Source organism: Muriicola marianensis (assembly GCF_014638095.1).
GTDB classification, from domain to species: Bacteria; Bacteroidota; Bacteroidia; order Flavobacteriales; family Flavobacteriaceae; genus Muriicola; species Muriicola marianensis.
This window is the reverse complement of sequence record NZ_BMFH01000001.1, coordinates 269,888-285,462: the sequence shown is the minus strand read 5'-3', so window position 1 is coordinate 285,462 and position 15,575 is coordinate 269,888. Positions and strand designations below refer to the sequence as shown.

General features: G+C 47.8%; 15 protein-coding genes. 1 reads left to right on the top strand and 14 read right to left on the bottom strand.

Translation table 11 applies throughout. The annotated features are described in order from the left end of the window. Positions 1 to 90 precede the first annotated feature (90 nt). The 3 genes from IEV19_RS01400 to IEV19_RS01390 all read right to left on the bottom strand — a co-directional run bounded on the left by IEV19_RS01400 (position 91) and on the right by IEV19_RS01390 (position 2,433). Positions 91 to 999 (bottom strand): DUF4382 domain-containing protein, encoded by a 909-nt coding sequence (locus IEV19_RS01400; RefSeq protein WP_188368920.1) that lies wholly within the window; start codon positions 997 to 999, stop codon positions 91 to 93. Between the two features lie 149 nt (positions 1,000 to 1,148). After that, entirely contained in the window at positions 1,149 to 1,565 is a 417-nt protein-coding gene (locus tag IEV19_RS01395) for an OsmC family protein (RefSeq protein WP_188368919.1), read from the bottom strand. 31 nt (positions 1,566 to 1,596) lie between these two features. Further along, complete coding sequence (locus IEV19_RS01390; RefSeq protein ID WP_188368918.1) at positions 1,597 to 2,433, bottom strand: dienelactone hydrolase family protein; 837 nt, start codon at positions 2,431 to 2,433, stop codon at positions 1,597 to 1,599. 198 nt (positions 2,434 to 2,631) lie between these two features. Between IEV19_RS01390 and IEV19_RS01385 the strand changes: the two genes are divergently transcribed. Continuing rightward, positions 2,632 to 3,219, top strand: coding sequence for a fasciclin domain-containing protein (locus IEV19_RS01385; protein ID WP_188368917.1), 588 nt, complete (start codon positions 2,632 to 2,634; stop codon positions 3,217 to 3,219). A 42-nt stretch (positions 3,220 to 3,261) separates the two neighbouring features. Here the strand turns inward: IEV19_RS01385 and IEV19_RS01380 are convergent, their stop codons facing one another. From IEV19_RS01380 to IEV19_RS01330, 11 genes are all read right to left on the bottom strand, one after another. Continuing rightward, entirely contained in the window at positions 3,262 to 4,512 is a 1,251-nt protein-coding gene (locus tag IEV19_RS01380; protein ID WP_188368916.1) for an NAD(P)/FAD-dependent oxidoreductase, read from the bottom strand. A 52-nt stretch (positions 4,513 to 4,564) separates the two neighbouring features. Next, entirely contained in the window at positions 4,565 to 4,930 is a 366-nt protein-coding gene (locus tag IEV19_RS01375) for a DoxX family protein (RefSeq protein WP_188368915.1), read from the bottom strand. 84 nt (positions 4,931 to 5,014) lie between these two features. Beyond that, complete coding sequence (locus IEV19_RS01370; RefSeq protein WP_229732446.1) at positions 5,015 to 6,385, bottom strand: amidohydrolase family protein; 1,371 nt, start codon at positions 6,383 to 6,385, stop codon at positions 5,015 to 5,017. A 135-nt stretch (positions 6,386 to 6,520) separates the two neighbouring features. Next, positions 6,521 to 8,632, bottom strand: a complete 2,112-nt coding sequence (locus IEV19_RS01365) for an elongation factor G (protein ID WP_188368913.1) — start codon at positions 8,630 to 8,632, stop codon at positions 6,521 to 6,523. Between the two features lie 260 nt (positions 8,633 to 8,892). Continuing rightward, positions 8,893 to 9,594: a protein-L-isoaspartate(D-aspartate) O-methyltransferase gene (locus IEV19_RS01360; RefSeq protein ID WP_188368912.1), complete on the bottom strand. Its 702-nt coding sequence runs from the start codon at positions 9,592 to 9,594 to the stop codon at positions 8,893 to 8,895. A gap of 50 nt (positions 9,595 to 9,644) precedes the next feature. Further along, entirely contained in the window at positions 9,645 to 11,522 is a 1,878-nt protein-coding gene (locus IEV19_RS01355; protein WP_188368911.1) for a CocE/NonD family hydrolase, read from the bottom strand. A gap of 135 nt (positions 11,523 to 11,657) precedes the next feature. Beyond that, on the bottom strand, positions 11,658 to 12,251 hold the full coding sequence (locus IEV19_RS01350; protein WP_188368910.1) for a hypothetical protein: 594 nt from the start codon (positions 12,249 to 12,251) through the stop codon (positions 11,658 to 11,660). A gap of 4 nt (positions 12,252 to 12,255) precedes the next feature. Further along, positions 12,256 to 12,744, bottom strand: a complete 489-nt coding sequence (locus IEV19_RS01345) for an RNA polymerase sigma factor (RefSeq protein WP_188368909.1) — start codon at positions 12,742 to 12,744, stop codon at positions 12,256 to 12,258. Positions 12,745 to 12,864: 120 nt separating this feature from the next. Next, positions 12,865 to 13,956, bottom strand: coding sequence for an amidohydrolase family protein (locus IEV19_RS01340; RefSeq protein ID WP_188368908.1), 1,092 nt, complete (start codon positions 13,954 to 13,956; stop codon positions 12,865 to 12,867). Further along, complete coding sequence (locus tag IEV19_RS01335; protein WP_188368907.1) at positions 13,953 to 14,558, bottom strand: nucleotidyltransferase family protein; 606 nt, start codon at positions 14,556 to 14,558, stop codon at positions 13,953 to 13,955. Before IEV19_RS01335 ends, IEV19_RS01340 begins: the two co-directional genes overlap by 4 nt. After that, complete coding sequence (locus tag IEV19_RS01330; protein ID WP_188368906.1) at positions 14,555 to 15,574, bottom strand: XdhC family protein; 1,020 nt, start codon at positions 15,572 to 15,574, stop codon at positions 14,555 to 14,557. The genes IEV19_RS01335 and IEV19_RS01330 overlap by 4 nt, the downstream gene beginning before the upstream one ends. Between the last annotated feature and the right edge of the window lies 1 nt (position 15,575).

Genomic DNA, 15,575 nt, shown 5'->3' with positions numbered 1-15,575 from the left:
CCTATACTTTTTCTATCAGTGCCTACTCAGCTTTAAATAAAAATGCGAGCCGTCAGACCCGCATTTATGATCAAAATCATTTTATTGTGATTACTCAGATAGGAGCAACTCAAAATCGACGGTAGTATAGTTCCCCGTGTCGATCACAACCCCTTCAAGGGTTTGTGGATCGTATCCTTCGAGTTCCACGCTCAGATCGTAAAATCCGGCATCCAGGCCCATGACCACATAGCCTCCGTTTTCCCCGCTAAAGGTTGTGGTAACAACTTCTCCTTCCTGACTTACCGTTATCTGAGCACCTTCAAGGAGCATAATTTCAGTTTCACCCACGGCGGAGATCACTCCCTGCAATGTGCCGGCTGTAGTGAGATTGCTTACTTTTATTACAGGTTTAAAGTTGAAGCCATTGAAATTTGCCGTGCCCATCTTACCTCTTGGCACAAAAGACCTGCACACGTCAAAATCGAACAGCAGGTCTGCGGACAATCCGCCGGTCACTACCAGTGGAGGATCGATGAATATTTTAACCCCGGAAGATTCCCCGCTGGGAAACTTGAGGTCATAGGTGGTATTGTTCTCGTCATCAAGCACAATATTAGCATCTCTGACATAAACACGGAATAGGTCGTACACCCCTGCAGGGATATCCACATCCACCAGGGTCTCGGTAACTCCGTTGGTGAGGTCGAGGAGATTAACCGTGATCTCCTCCTCCATCAGGACGACAAAGGACGACTCGGAATCGTCTTCCATGCTGTTTTCTTCATCCATTCCGGAATGCTCCTCCCCTTCTCCCTCATAATCCTCGTCATCTCCGTGATAACGCGCTTCGATCTTGAAAATGGTCACATTGGCCTCAGCCACCATGTCATGGGGAAAGGGGGCGTCTGTCAGTTGAATTGACAGGGAGCCCATTTCGGGAGAGTTCGTCTCTGATTTGGAGCAACTTGCCAGTACCAACAATCCCAGAACAAAAGCATAAATAAAATTAGTTCTCATACATAAGCAGTTTTAAAATGACCCCTAAACTATTGTATCTTAAATGGATACCATAAAAATTTGACAGTTTTTCGATGAATGGCACGATTGAATATCACCATTAAAAAATGGGCCCGGAGGCCCATTTAGATCGTTAGTCCATATGATTTTTAAACCAAACTCGCATTCAGATTGATCTTAGCTTTTAATAGCTGTGAAATCGGACAAGTCTCTTTGGCCTGCTTCGCAACCTCGGCAAACTTGTCTTTCCCTATTCCGGGTACTTTCCCTTTCAGGTCGAGTGTGATCTCTGTAACGTTCCCGTCTTCGAACAGAACGGTCGAGTCCACATTCAGTTCATCAGGGGTAAAGCCCGCATCTCCCAACAGAAAACTGAGTTTCATGGCAAAACAGCCTGCATGAGCCGCTCCCACGAGCTCTTCAGGATTAGTTCCTACCCCGTCTTCAAATCGGGTACTGAAGGAATATTGGGTCTTGTTCAATACAGTGCTCGCAGTGGTGAGCTGACCTTTGCCATCTTTACCACCTCCGAACCACTGGGCATTCGCTTTTCTCGTAAATTTCATCTTATCTCGTTGTTTTTTAATTATTTATTAACTATTTATTAAACGTTTCATTCAATAGTTCTTTCAATTCCTGCCATGATTCCAGATCTGCTTTTTCCTGATATGCCAGGGGCAGATTGAATTTCTGGCCCAGGGAATCCGCATCTTTGCTGGTGAACGCATGCTGTGCCCCTTCGTAGGCAATATATTCATAGTCGGCCCCGGAAGCGTCCATCGCCTCCTTGAACGCTTTTATGGATTCCTCAGACACAAAAGGGTCGGCAGCCCCATTGCAAACCAGCACCCTTGCCTTGATCCCCTCGTTGGGCATAATAGGTAGCTGCACACCACTGTGAAAGGCGGCAACGGCATCGAGGTCTTTTCCTGCATTTGCCATGGTCAGGACCACACTTCCGCCAAAACAGTAGCCTATGGCGGCGATTTTTGTGGAATCTACTGTCGACTGGGATTTCAGGAGTTCCAGGGCAGCGTCAAAACGAGCTTTGGCCGCATCGATGTTTCTCATGACCATCCCCGAGAACTTACCCGCATCATCAGGATGCAGGGCCTGCTTTCCATCACCATACATGTCTACAGCCAGGGCGGTATATCCCATTTCTGCCAGCATTCGGGCGCGTTCTCGTGTGTAATCATTGTGGCCCCACCATTCGTGTACTACCAGGATACCCGGCCTGTTGCCGGAAATGGAACTGTCATAGACGAGATAGCCCTTCATGGAAGTTGTATCCGTTGCGTAGGTCACTTCTTCCCCTATCAGGTTCGATTCTTGTGCCATCGGTTCAGGCATTGACTTTTCCTTTTTATCTGTTTTGCAGGCAAGGACGAACAAAGTAATTGTGATAATAGCTATTGAGGCAAGTTTTTTCATGTTCCTGAGTTTGAAGTTTTACGAAAATACGAAGAAGAAGGCGATTCTATCTGGTCTTTTACCCAAGAATATAAGCCTTGAAACGATCTTGGGTCAAGGTTTTAATATTGTTTAACTTTTTAGTTAATATTTTAAACATTATTTAATAACCTCTTCTCTTTTCAATTGGTATATTCCCTCGAATCTAAAATTATATCAATGAAAGTATTTAAAGTATTATTCCTGACAGGTCTATTTATGATCTCTTGTGGGGAAGCAAAAAAAGAGAATAAATCCGAAGAGCTGACCGGAACTGAAATGACAGAAAACATCACTGCTGAAGAAACACCTGCAAGCCTCGAAACAATCGTTGGGGTTGCGAGCGGAAATGAGAACTTCAGTACTCTTGTTGCTGCCGTACAGGCTGCAGACCTGGTGGGAACCTTAAGTAGTGAAGGACCATTTACAGTGTTTGCTCCTACCAATGAAAGTTTTGCCAAACTTCCCGAAGGAACCGTAGAAAATCTCTTAAAGCCTGAGAATAAGGCTTCCTTGATCAACCTGCTCACCTACCATGTAGTGGCAGGGAAGTTTCCTGCTGCCGACGTGATCGAGGCTATCAACACCAATGATGGCACCTTTGTGATAGAGACCGTACAGGGAGACAAGCTCACCCTGACCCTTGATGGGGAAAAGGTGAAGGTCATTGACGCCAAAGGAAATGCAAGTATGGTGGTTATAACCGATGTGGAAGCCTCAAACGGGGTGATCCACGCCATTGATGCCGTCGTGATGCCGGCTGAATAGATAGTATAAATTTCTTTCAAACCGCCCTTGTGGCGGTTTTTTTTATGTCCGTGTGCCCAGGTACTTCAAAATGGCCTGAGCCGCTTGCTCACCACTGTGGAGGGCTGCGTTGGAAGACCCATAATAAAGGTGGTCTCCGGCCATAAATACATTCTTTCCGATTTTTTTCACGGTCCCCGACAGGTTGATACCGGACAGGTCCACCTTTGGGAGAGCCTTCCTGATATGATATCTTTTCAGAAAACGCAGGTCCTCCAATCCACAGAACTCTTTCAATTCGCCTTTCACCCTTTCGACCAGCTCAGATTCAGAAAGTTCATGATCCCTGACAACAGTCACAGATAAGAGTTCTTTCGATCCCCTGGATGCGCTCTTAACACTTGTAGGGAAGAAAATATTGTTGACCAGAGCCTCCGGATCTGCCACGAGACCGATCAGGGGTTCTGAGATGCTGCGCTTCTCCGCTTCAAAGTAAAGGGTATCGCATCCGTGCCATTGGATTTCATCTTCGTCTTCATCAGGTATCAGGCCACCGGCATCAGCGGCTATGAGGGCAGCGTCAAATGCGAAATCAGCTCCTCCCTCCAAAACGATCTTCCCCTTCTCCACCCTTTTTACAAGAGAGTTATAGCGAATCTCTGAGTTATTGAGTTTATTCGCCAATTGAGCCGGGAGGGCGGCCATCCCATTTCTTGGGATCACGGCATAGCCCTTGCCAAACATTTTAAAAACAAAACAAAACATCCTGCTTGAAGTCTTCAGATCAGGCTCGAGGAAGATACCCGAGAAAAAAGGACTGAAGAAACTTCGCCGGATCTTCTCCGAAAAACCTTTTTGACTCAGGAACTCAGCCGTCGTCATTTCGGACATTTGAAAGACCTCTTCCACACTCATCCCCTGTAGTTCCCTGTGCAGGGTCCACAGCAGGTACATATCCCTTAAGCTGGCCACGCCAGACTCCAGGGTAGGGAGAAAAAAGGGAAAGTGCCTTGTGGGATCGCCAACTGTAACGGTCCGTTTTCCCGTAAAGATACGGGCTCCCGGCAACAGGCGCTGCAGTTTGAGATCCTTGTAATCAAAGTACTCAACGGCCTTGGGATAAGCATCCAGCAACACCTGAAATCCATGGTCTAGCTGATACCCTTCTACGATATCCGTTTTAACCCTACCCCCCACTTCGGAGGTGGTTTCAAAGATCACCGGGCTGTATCCTGCTTTTTCGAGATTCAGAGCCGCAGAGAGGCCACTGAGTCCGGCACCGATAATACCGATCTTTACATCCTGTTTTACCATGGCTCAAAAATAGTCAATTCGAGATACCAAACCAGAGGGAGAAACAGGTGTCTTAGCCGTAAAAAATTATGATGAGGCACATGGCTAGAAAAAGTGAGGCCGGGAAGGATTTGATCAGCGGGTCATTGATCCTGAAATGCATGGAGATGGAACCAGCCAGGAGAAGTGCCAGCCCTGATGCCGCGGGCAGTTTTAGTTGAGGGTACCAGATTCCGAGGATCAGGAGGATCGCAAGGAATACCTTGAGGGTACCTACCACATAACAAAACCAGGACGGAAGGCCATAAACCCTGAACTCTTCGAGGATGGTTTTAGCATCCCCTCCCCTCCATCGCGTTGCTTTATTGTATTGGATCAACCAAACATTGAGGATACTGATACCTACAATAACCTGAAGTACTTTGACGAAGATTTCCATAGCGAACCACAATTTTCAGGAAGGTACTGATTTTTCTTTTATCTCCTGACTCCTAAGATGAGTAGTCCGTAAATCCTCGCGTCTTTACCGGAAATAACCGGAAAGGAACCGGTGTCCGTTGGAAGAGAAGATCCGTTGTACGATCTCATCGGCCGCGATGTGGTTTTCCGGAACCTTTAACTCTGCCTTCTTCATATAATTATAGGCGTGTCTTTCCAGGAAATCTGCCAGAAAAGGCAGTTCTTCGGCTGTCCAGAAGCTATTGAGTGAATCTATAATGCCGTCAAAATCAGTACCCAGAGCCATACAATCCCAGGCGAATAACCCTTCGGCGTCCAGCACGGTCAGGATATGCTTTACCTGGTTCCACAATAACTCGGATCGGTAATGCATGATCTTATGGCGGTAGATCGACCTTTTTGTGCGCTTTAGAGTATCCTTGTTGGCTATGCGCCTCTCATCGAGCTGAAGGCCAATGATTCCACCGGATCTCGCAAGACGGATGATCTCCTCATCATAAAAGTTGATAGCAACAGGATTAAGGGGTGCAGCGGTCTGTGGGTGTGCCTGCACCGGATCTGAAACCGATCTAAGTCCGTTGCATGCTCCGTGACTGATGATTAAGGGGATGTCCTGTCCTTTCCTCTCAGGGCTTTCCAGAAAATTGTAGTACTCTTGCCGTGCCCGGACACTCATATGCTTGATATCCGGCAGGATACGTTTTCCTTCCTCATTGTCCAGCATACGTTCCAGTACTTTCCAGCCCAGGGAAGTAAACCCGGAATCCAGACCTTCGTCCTGGTTCGCATACTTTGTGATCACTCCTGTCAGACTTGGAGCGTGACCGCAGAGGTCATTCCAAAAATGATGGGCTATCGTGACAAAAAATGGCCTGAACTCCCAATCTTTAATGGCATTTAAATTTTGAAGCACCTCTGCTTCCACAGGATCTTTTCTCAATCCCGTGTTCAGGACATGGAACCCCTCTATACTGATGATTACAGCAATCGTCCTGATCTCGGTACTATCTTGCTGCTTTCTGAGTTCCACAAGCTCATCGTAAGAGCGAACCAGTTTGTAGCGAACCTTGTTTCCTCCAATCCGAAAGACCTTTCCATCCAGTTGTCTGTAATAGTCGTATTGCAAGAGAAGATCTGCAAAATAGTCCTGCATCTCCTGTATATGGTCTATCCTTTTTGCCCCGATTCCAAGGGCAAAGTTGGATGCAAGGTCCAGGATGACCTCATTCTTCATCTTATTTCGGATAAACCATTTTTCAAGGGGATAAAGGGAAACACAGACCGTATCTACTCCTCCCAGCGTCAGGGCAGTGAAATTCGACTGGGAGAATTTGGTCAGACCGCTCAGATAGTTCAGGACCTTATCGAAGGCCGAAGGAGGATCGTAACGCCATATACATGAATTACGCCTGCGATCTGCACTGTTCTGACCCACTGGAGATATATTGAAACTCTTCCCAAAGGGTTTCAATGAAGGATGGCAATGGAAATCTATGTAGTTGTTGGAAGTCAAAACCTACACGATGACTCAAAAACCGCGACAGCCTTTAATTTGCCCCTCAAGATCTTCCTATTTGTCGTGGGAACCTACCAGATCCTGCTGGATATGAGTAGGCACCGCTTTGAAGGAAGAGAATACAGCACTGAAGGTTGCTTTCCCTTGTGTTAGAGACCTCAAATCTGTGGAATACCGGTACAATTCTGCTTCCGGGACCGCACATTTCAGGATCTGGAAGTGGTCGATACTATCGATACCCTGGATGATGGACCGTCTCGATTGCAGGTCGGTCATCACACTTCCAACCGTTTCCTCAGGCACCCTTACGGTCACTTCCTGTACAGGCTCAAGCAGTTTTGGATTGGCATTCATAAAGGCTTCTTTAAAGGCGTGTGCCCCGGCGATCTTAAAGGCGATGTCGTTGGAGTCGACCGGGTGCATCTTCCCGTCGTAGACCATGACCCGTACGTCTCTGATAAATGAACCCGTGAGTGGCCCTGATTCCATGACCTCCAGAATCCCCTTCTTGATAGAGGGTAGGAACCTGGCATCGATAACCCCGCCTACAATACAGTTGTAGAAAACGAGCTTTCCACCCCAGGGCAGGTCTATCTCATCCTTCCCGCGAATATTGAATCCAACAGGCTCCGGCATGCCTTCCTTCCAGGGTTCTATCTTAAGGTGTACTTCGGCGAATTGCCCGGCACCTCCGGATTGTTTCTTATGACGGTAACTGGAGGCAGAAGACCTCTGGATGGTTTCCCTGTATGCGATCTTTGGCGCCTCGAATTCCGCTTCGATGCCGTAGTTGTTCTTCAGGCTCCAGTCGATAGTAGCCAAATGCAATTCCCCCTGGCATCCCAGGATCATTTGACGGAGTTCTTTGGAGTATTCTACCACTGCGGTAGGATCCTGACTGTGAATCTTTTTGAGCGCATCACTGAGTTTTTCCTCCTCCTGTTTCTTTTTGGCAGAAACCGCCCTGCGGGTGCGGGGTTCGGGATAATCTATAGGTTTTATGGTTGCAGGAGATCCGCTTTCATGGAGCGTATCGTTGGTTTCCGTGTATTTTAATTTAAGACTGGCTCCAATGTCCCCTACCGTCAGTTTATTAACCGGTTCTCGGTTCTTCCCATCCATGATGAAGAGCTGGTTGAGGACTTCGGTCTCCCCGTTCCTCGAATTCACCAGCTTGTCGTTTACCTTGACCTCTCCGGATTTCACTTTGAAGAAGGTGATCTGACCCAGACTGGGCTGAAACACGGTCTTAAAGACAAAAAGCGTGGTAGGTGCCTCCTTCTTCCTTTCCAGGGTCTTTCCTTCGACGGTTTGCTCTGGTTTGAGATCAGCTGCGGCCGGAGCCACATTGTCGATGAATCCCATGAGCCGGCCACTACCCATATCATTGAGGGCAGAGACACAAAATACCGGAAAGAGCTCATGGTTGAGCATCCCGGCCTTGATCCCCATCCTCATCTCATCCTCATTGAGTGTTCCTTTATCAAAGAAGAGCTCCATCAGTGCCTCGTCATTCTCGGCTGCTTTTTCAACCAGTTCATTGTGGAGCATGTTTGCCCGTTCTGCCTGATCCTCGGGGATGGGCAATTTCTCAGGCTTTCCTCCTTCAGGTCCGAACTTGTAGCACTTCATTTTAAGCACGTCGATGATGCACTGGGCTCCATCGATCTTATGGGGGTACTGAATAAGTACCGCGTTGTTCCCGACAAGGTTCTTGATGCTTTTGAAACTCATGTCGAAATTGGCATTCATATGGTCTATCTGGTTTACCACGAATACCGTGGGCTTTTGGTAGCGATCGATGTAGTCCCAAATGATCTCAGTTCCAATTTCCACCCCGTTCTGGGCATTGATCACCGTAAGTATGGTATCGGCCACCCGTATGGAAGAAATAATCTCTCCAACAAAGTCATCGAGTCCGGGAGTGTCTATGATGTTGATCTTGTAATTTCGCCACTCTGTATGAAGGGGAGTTGCGAAAACAGAGGTACCTCTCTCGTGTTCGATGTCGTGATAGTCCGACACTGTATTTTTACCTTCCACGGTCCCCCTTCGGTTGATCAGACCGGCTTCAAACAGCATGGTCTCAGACAAGGTGGTCTTCCCACTTTGGTGGGCGCCCACAAATACGACATTTTTGATGTGCTTATCGTCAAATACTTTCATAGTACAGAATATTTAGGTCGTTATTAATATCACTTCCTCCCTAATCCTGAAAGATTCAGATCGCCTCCGGGACAGGTCAAATGGCAGGGGAATCATCTGTTGAAAACAGGTTGTTCCTGCCGGGTATAAACCACCTTGTAATGTACTATTTTTTCCGCTTAAAAACTACAAAAACACCCCGATATTACATGGGATAACACGATTTCTTCCAGGGGTAAAAATCAGAGAGTATGGAAGTGCAGATGAAGACCAGACCTAGCCTAATTCCTCACAAAGGGAACAAAGCGCACCTCCATAAGGGAGCGAGTCCGGATCTTGCCTTTTTTCTTGGTCAGGCGTATGAGTTGTCTTATCCCCCTGTGGGGGCCTACGGGAATCACCATGACCCCATCTTCGGCAAGTTGATCGACCAGTACTGGGGGTATACTCTCTGCCCCGGCCGTTACGATGATGGCATCAAAAGGCGCTTTTTCTTCCCACCCGAAATACCCGTCGCCGATCCGGACCTGCACATTTTCGATATTCAGTTCTTTCAGGATCCTCTCTGCCCTCTTTCCCAGGGATGGGATAATCTCAATGGTGTGAACCGTATCTACGATCTGTGAAAGGACAGCTGCCTGGTATCCCGAGCCAGTACCTATTTCCAGCACCCTGTCCGAAGATTTGAGTCGGAGCGCCTGTGTCATAAAAGCCACCATATAGGGTTGTGAGATCGTCTGTCCGTCACCAATAGGCAAGGGCCTGTCTTCATAGGCGAAAGGCCTCTGTGAAATGGGCACGAAGGCTTCCCGGGGAACTTTCGCCATGGCTTTCAGGGTGGCCCTGTCTGTGATATCCCGGCCTGCCAATTGTTGTTCCACCATTTGTTGCCTTTTTTCCATGGCGCTTTCCTGAGCATAAATACTAACACCGCCTAAACACGCTAGGGCAATTCCAAGGCTGTATTTAAATGCTGAGATCATATGTCCTTTCTATACTGATTTTCTCTCTTCACTAAGCAGCCTGTTCATTTCTATTCTTTGACCATCGGAAGTCTGATCTGGGATGGATATTGTTCCGAATGATGTATTGTATTGGTGGCTACCACACCTTCCTTCTCATCGTAATTGTTCCCTCCTGTATTCAGATTTCTCGCAAAGCGAGGAAAGTTGCTGCTCGACACCTCTATACGGATCCGATGTCCTTTTTTAAAGTAATTGCTCGTTGCCATGGGCGTTAATTCTACCTTGTAGACTTTACCTTTTTCCATAAAGACCTCTTTTTCATATCCTTCCCTGTAACGCACCCTTTGGATGGTCTCGTCAAGGTTGTATGCCCTTCCGTCGGGGTATACATCGATCAGTTTCACGGTGAGGTCTGTATCTTTCACATCGCTAGACAGGTAGAGGGTAGACTCGATAAAACCACTCACTTCCACGCCTTCCTCCAGGACATCCGAGGTGTATACGAGGATGTCGTTCCGGGTTTCCATAACCTGCTGGTCAAAAGCCCCTCCCCTGACTGCGTTCCCAGTACAACAGACATTTCCCCCATAGGAGGGCACGGGATTCATGGGATCGTACACGAAGGTATCGGGTGTGTCATTTTTACCCGGTTTCTTTTCACTCAGACTGCCATCCCCATAGAGGCTGTTGGCCTTTCCCCCACTCCGGAGATAGAAGGTCTGCATCCTCGCTCCGGCCGGTGGCCAGGAATCGGAACTATTCCATTTATTGATGCCCATGGTATAGTATTGTACCCTGGGTGTTTCCTCCTTAAATTTATTCGTTTCGCCTTTTAACCAGAGATCGAACCAGGCATAGATCTGTTCGTCATAATTGAGCCTGGCATCCCCCACAGACCGCTCCCCAACCACAGTATTTTCCGAAGCACGGGTATAGGCACAATGCAGGGTGGGTGCGATGACGAGATACTGATTGTCTCTTACTTGGGCGTCTTTAGCATTGTTTCGCACATGATTGAAAAGGGCCAGGTTCGGGCTGATGGAAACGTCATACCAGCTGGCGAACCAGAAAGCCGGGATACCGATCTCCATATCGTCGTGGTAAAGACCCCCTTCAAACCAAGCGGGATCATTGGGCTTACGCCTGACCATCTTTTCGAAGATCTCTTTCTTTCCGGAAATGCTTTTGATAAAGTCCTGTATTGGCAAATGTTTCAATGCCTCCGCCATGTCGACCGGAGGATTTTCAGGAGCGAGGTCGTAAAAACGGGAGATCCTTATCAGGTCTTCCTGCGTAGCCCCCTCCGGGATCCTCGGCTTAAAGACGTCGTGTTCCACCCCGTATAACCAGGCAAAGAAGAGCATCTGTTCCGCACCTCCCCTGTACCAGTTTCCCTGTTCCATAAAATCTCCTACCCGGCCTACTCCTGCTCCAAACCCCTGTGGGACCATGGTTCCCAGTGACGGGTGATCCAAAGCGGCGACAGCCATTTGCCATTCGGCAGTAGAAGAACAGCCGAGCAAGCCTATCTTGCCGTTAGACCAGGGTTGCTGACTCATCCAGGAGAAGGCATCGTATCCATCGGTGAGGGGAACTCCCAGGATATCCCACTCCCCTTCGGAGTAATACCTCCCACGTTCGTTCTGTACCACATAGGCATATCCCCTTTCCACCGCTTCCAGGGCCCGCTGGGCAGTCCTTGTGCGCTGTTCCCCATCCCCCCAGGAATTAAAGTTATAGGGGGTCCTGGAAAAGATTATAGGGAATTTTCCATCTCCTTTAGGGCGATAGATATCAGTTGCGAGCCTAATTCCGTCTCTCATAGGCATCATCACCTTCTGGTCGACCACCGCTATCTCTTCCAGTCTCTCAAATACTGATTCCTGGGCATAGGTCACGCTCAGGGAGAGCATCAGGAAAAACAGCATAAAGCGCATTCTTTTCATAAGGGAATTGTGTTTAGTTTTCTCTAAAATAACAGAATATATTATGCAATCCTCATACGGTTCAAAGAATTACCATCCCCCGAAAACAAAAAAGCCTCCCAAACAGGGAGGCTAATGAGGTTTTTCATCGGCTGTCTATTCCATCCCCCGGAGAAGATCTTCCGCAGACTGGGTGATATTCTTGTAGCATCCATATCCCCAGCGGGCAAAGAAGAACAGGAAAACAGCCATTACAGGGATGTAGATATACCAGGCCGATGACTCAAGGAAAAGGTCCTTCCCGCTGCTGATTTTACTCGCCACCGGCAGGATGGTCAGCATTAGTGCAAAACTGAGGTAGATCCCAAGCCTCTGCAGGAAAAGTAATCGGTTTTTGGCCTTTACGTAACCTGCAATGGTCTCCGATACGGTTTTATCGGCAATTTTGATCGATTGTACCCGGTATAACGACCTGAGAGTAACTGCGGGCAACACAAAAAGTACGATCACGGATACAATGCCGCAGAGCTGCAGGTACCATGTATCTAAAGCCTGGAAATTAAACAGGAGATAGATCCCTGCCAGTACGCAAATAATGCCTCCGAGGGTCTCAACAACGGAGATCTTTTGAAATTTGTTCGAGTATTTTTGTTGTGTCATTTCCATAATTAACGAATTTGTGAGTTCCTTTTGATTTTTTAGTTCCTGGTCCATCTCAGACCAAAGCGATTCCAAGTCCTTGATTTCCATAACGCTACTTTTTAGTCATCTTTGCTTTTAATTTTTCCTTGATCCTGGAGATCCTTGTTCCGACGTTGGTAGACGTCAGGCCGGTGATCTCTGAAATTTCCTGGTATGTCCTGCCCTCCAGCAACAGGAGAATGATCCCCTTTTCCAGGATGTTCAGGTTCTCGATCTCCCTGTGGAGAAGTTTGACCCTCTCTTCCAGTATTTCCTGAGAATGCTCTGCAGCTATCTGAGGCAGGACCTCAACAGATACTTCACTTACCCGCCTCTTTTTCCTGTTCAAATGGGTAATGGCAGTATTTAACGCTACACGATACATCCAGGTACTGATCTTAGCCTCTTCCCTGTAAGAATCAAAAGATTTCCACAATTGATACACGATCTCCTGATACAGGTCATTTCTGTCGTGTTTTTGTTCTGTATACAGGGCAGAAACCTTGTAGATCAATCCCTGGTGCTCTTTGATAATCCTTACGAATTCTTTCTCGTCGGGCATGCCTTGCTGCAGCTGTTTGATGTATTAGTAAGTGAAGGTTTCAAAAAATCACATTTTTAGTGAAATTTTTTCCCTTACTCATCGAAGTGTGTATTCGGCCTTCCTAAAAAAATTAATTACTCAATCAGTCGGAAACAGTAATTCGTCTAAGGTTGGGATAAGCTTGATGGCGTTCTTGTAATATACTTTTTTGAGCACCTCGTCCGGCAGGTCGAGGCCGTACATGGCCCAGAAAGCGTGGTATTTCTTGTAATAGGGGAAGTATTCATCGTCGCTTTCCAGGACCCTGAAGTAGGTTGGGAATTCATCAGGTTGCCAGCTGTCCTTACCGAAAAGGATCCTGTCCTGGTATTTTACAAAAAAGGCACGGGCAAAACTGGGCTGTCTTCCCAGCTCGGCTATTATGGCCCCGATACCCACATACATATTGGGTATTTCTTCCAGGAGTTCAGACAGTCTGCCCAGGTTATTGGCAAACCAGCCCATATGGGCATTGATAAAAAGTGTATTCGGGTGCTTTTTGAACATGTTGTGCTGCTCAGCGATGATCTGCTCCCAGGGAGCAGGGTCTGTATCACTCCGTTTCCGGTTTGGCCTAGTTTTCAATTCGAGCCAGCGTTCGTTCTTTGAATCCATGGGATCCCAGAAGGATTTTGGATCAGCAGAGTGAATCAATACCGGGATCTTCAATTCACCGCACTTTTCCCAAATTGGGTCCAGCCTGGGATCATCCACAGCGATCCGGTTTCCGTTTACATCGAGGTTTCGCAGGCCCAGGCTCTTGTAGATCTTGAGACCCTTCGCTCCATTTCGAACATCCTCCTCCAGCTGCGCCGCTGCATTTTGCGCCCAGTCAGGGTTCCCTACCCCCGTAAAATCTACATTGGCAAAGACCACAAATCGGTTTGGATAATGCGATTCTATATTGGCGATCATCTTTTTCAGGTTTTCCCCTGAGCGCCCGCTCAGATTCACCATTACGGCCATATTCATCCTGTCCATGGGTTCCACCAATTCCGAAAGGTCTTGTTCTGCCATCCTGAACTGATGGCTGTGGATATCCACAAAGGGATATTTGGCCCTGGGGACTTCCTCCCCCGGAACCACCAGGGTGGAAACGGGGTTGTATTCTTCAAAGCTCATTTCGGGGGATTGCTGGGCGATAGCTGTTGTCAGTACACAACAGGCTATGAGTAAAAAGATGTCTCTCATGAATCGGATCTTAGGCGGGTCTGTGTTAAAGATAAGTAGTCCTCAGGAGAATCTAAATCGGCTGTTCTTCTCCCCCCCGGGATTCCTATCACGGAATCGGCATGAGAGGCAATCAGTTTCCCGGCCCCGGAGTCGCCCTGAAGCCGTGCGAGTTCTGCGAAATATTCCCGGGAAAACACAGCGGGAACACCCAGTTTGGCCCCGTAATCGGTAGCGATGATTCCTTTACCCTCTTTTTTAAATCGGTCGATAAGAGCATTGAGGTGATCGGAACCGAGGAGAGGCTGGTCTCCCAGCATGATCAAAACGGCGTGTGTTGTGGGATCAGAGGCCTCAAGATAGGTGACTCCTTTTCCAATAGTTGAACCCAACCCTTTGTCCCATTCCTTATGGACCAGTATTTTATAATTTCCCTTTTTGAGATTTTTTTGAATTGTTTCGGCCTCAGAACCGAGGATAACGATCACATCATCTGAATTGCAGGAAAGAGCCGTTTGGATCGCATGGTTCAACAGGGTGGTATCTTTCCATGGGAGCAGTTGTTTGGGTCTGCCCATCCGCCGGGATGCCCCTGCCGCCAAAAGGAGTAGGGCGATCTTCATGAGGACGATGTGTGAATGGACCCCTTTTTGTCCCTGAGTTTCAATGGTACCCTGCCCCTGTGTTGAAGCAGGACCTCACTGAGAATTGAAACCGCTATTTCCTGTGGGGTGATTGCCCCTATATCGATCCCGGCCGGGCCGTGAACGGTGTCCAGGAATTCGAGTTCTACTTCAGGGCAATGCTCCATGAGTTCATTTAGAAGTTCCTCCCTCCTTTTATTGGGCCCCAGGATCCCCGTATAAAACTGTTTCCCCTTTTGAAGCTTTATCAAAAATTGTAAATCCTTGGAATAACTGTGGTTCATCAAAACAACGGCCGACTCTTCATCGATCTCGTCTATCGGAAATGTTTCCGGCAGGACTGGCAGAAATTCCATGGCTCCCGGAAAATGCTCCTGAGTCTTCTCTTCCATGGGATTGACCACCAGCATCACTTCCATACCCATCTGTGAAGCCAGGGAAGATAGGTTTACGGCGTCGTGTTCAGAGCCAATGATAAAAAGTCGGATGGAAGGAGAGAGTTCCTGGGTAAAACATTCCAAAGATTCATCGGGAGAAAGGTCCTGATGGAAGGGATAGGTCTTTGCCCCGATCTCTATGATGCTGCCAAATCCCGTTCCCTCCTGCTCCGCTTTCTTAAAATAAGAGGTGATCTCGCATTGCTCTCTCGAGCGGAGATGCTTCTTAAAGTCTGAGATCAAGGCTGAAGAGGGAACAAAGGGTTCTATCAAAATATACAAAATGCCCTCACACCCCAGCCTGTATCGTCCGTCATAGATCATTACCCTGGGGATACCCGTACTGAAAACACTTTCTGCCTGACGCACAATTTCCTTTTCCACGCATCCTCCGCTTACTGCCCCCTCCATTTTTCCATTCTCCAGGATCAACATCCTCACGCCCGGTTTGCGGTAGGAGGATCCGTTTAAAGCGACGACCGTGGCCATTACTGATCTCAGGCCCGATTTAGCAGCCGTCTCATACGTGGTAAAAATATTCTTGAGTTCATGTGTCATT

Bases quoted from the DNA above. Each gene is read 5' to 3' on its own strand.
- IEV19_RS01375 (WP_188368915.1), bottom strand. From the start codon at position 4,930: ATGGAAATCTTCGTCAAAGTACTTCAGGTTATTGTAGGTATCAGTATC.
- IEV19_RS01390 (WP_188368918.1), bottom strand. From the start codon at position 2,433: ATGAAAAAACTTGCCTCAATAGCTATTATCACAATTACTTTGTTCGTC.
- IEV19_RS01355 (WP_188368911.1), bottom strand. From the start codon at position 11,522: ATGAAAAGAATGCGCTTTATGCTGTTTTTCCTGATGCTCTCCCTGAGC.
- IEV19_RS01365 (WP_188368913.1), bottom strand. From the start codon at position 8,632: ATGAAAGTATTTGACGATAAGCACATCAAAAATGTCGTATTTGTGGGC.
- IEV19_RS01360 (WP_188368912.1), bottom strand. From the start codon at position 9,594: ATGATCTCAGCATTTAAATACAGCCTTGGAATTGCCCTAGCGTGTTTA.
- IEV19_RS01380 (WP_188368916.1), bottom strand. From the start codon at position 4,512: ATGGTAAAACAGGATGTAAAGATCGGTATTATCGGTGCCGGACTCAGT.
- IEV19_RS01385 (WP_188368917.1), top strand. From the start codon at position 2,632: ATGAAAGTATTTAAAGTATTATTCCTGACAGGTCTATTTATGATCTCT.
- IEV19_RS01330 (WP_188368906.1), bottom strand. From the start codon at position 15,574: ATGACACATGAACTCAAGAATATTTTTACCACGTATGAGACGGCTGCT.
- IEV19_RS01345 (WP_188368909.1), bottom strand. From the start codon at position 12,744: ATGCCCGACGAGAAAGAATTCGTAAGGATTATCAAAGAGCACCAGGGA.
- IEV19_RS01350 (WP_188368910.1), bottom strand. From the start codon at position 12,251: ATGGAAATCAAGGACTTGGAATCGCTTTGGTCTGAGATGGACCAGGAA.
- IEV19_RS01400 (WP_188368920.1), bottom strand. From the start codon at position 999: ATGAGAACTAATTTTATTTATGCTTTTGTTCTGGGATTGTTGGTACTG.
- IEV19_RS01395 (WP_188368919.1), bottom strand. From the start codon at position 1,565: ATGAAATTTACGAGAAAAGCGAATGCCCAGTGGTTCGGAGGTGGTAAA.
- IEV19_RS01335 (WP_188368907.1), bottom strand. From the start codon at position 14,558: ATGAAGATCGCCCTACTCCTTTTGGCGGCAGGGGCATCCCGGCGGATG.
- IEV19_RS01340 (WP_188368908.1), bottom strand. From the start codon at position 13,956: ATGAGAGACATCTTTTTACTCATAGCCTGTTGTGTACTGACAACAGCT.